The organism is Myroides sp. LoEW2-1 (assembly GCF_009767705.1).
Lineage (GTDB): Bacteria > Bacteroidota > Bacteroidia > Flavobacteriales > Flavobacteriaceae > Flavobacterium > Flavobacterium album_A.
This window is the reverse complement of record NZ_WSPP01000356.1, coordinates 1-903: the sequence shown is the minus strand read 5'-3', so window position 1 is coordinate 903 and position 903 is coordinate 1. Positions and strand designations below refer to the sequence as shown.

1 protein-coding gene is annotated in these 903 nt (G+C 29.3%); it reads left to right on the top strand.

What is annotated here, in order from left to right; all coding sequences use genetic code 11:
• A partial coding sequence (locus GOQ24_RS15935; RefSeq protein WP_160340140.1) for a FecR family protein occupies positions 1 to 865 on the top strand: 865 nt, incomplete at its 5' end.
• Positions 866 to 903 lie beyond the last annotated feature (38 nt).

The following is a 903-nucleotide window of genomic DNA, read 5'->3' as shown; positions in this document are numbered from 1 at the left end:
CTTTGCAATAATAGCTTGTGTTTTAACTATTGTATTTCAGCCTTTTTCCCTAACAAAGCAGTCTATTAATATTAATCAAGAAAGTATAACAATTGTATCCTCTCAAGGAAAACAAATTCAAATAAATGATACAGATAGTGAAACAATATTTGATGAAAATGGTCAAGCACTAGCTAAAGTTGAAGATAAAACAATGACTGTTGATCCAAGTACTACTCAAATGCAACTAAATAAGCTTATTGTACCAAAAGGTAAAACCTTTTCATTGGTTCTCTCAGATGGAACAAAGGTATTTTTAAATGCACAAACAAGCATTGAGTTTCCAACAAGTTTTCAAAATCTTAAAAACAGAGAAGTCTCTATAACAGGTGAAGCCTATTTTGAAATACAAAAAAGTGATAAACCTTTTTTAGTTGAATCAAAAAATGCAAAAGTTAGAGTTCTTGGTACTAAGTTCTTGTTCTCTGAATATGAAAAACAGAACTATACTTCGCTTGTTTTAACTCATGGTAAAGTTGAGTTTTCAAGTACTTCACAACAAGATAAAAAAGCAGAAGTTACACCAGGACAAAAAGTAAGCCTAGAGAATTCTACCTCAAAAATCCAAGTTGAAAATGTAAATACCCGACTATACTTAGGATGGATCAGTGGAGAATTAATCTTCAGAAACCAAAGCTTTGATCAAATAATTAAAACCTTGGAACGAAGCTTTAATGTAGAGATAATTAATCAAAACAAAGAATTAGCAAATACTTTCTTTACAGCTTCATTTGATAATAAAACAATACAAGAGATAATGACATACTTCAATGAAGTATTTGCCATAGAATATACCATTAAAAACAATAAAATTATTATTAAATAAAAACACTGGCTATTCGGCAAAATAACCAGTGTTTACAA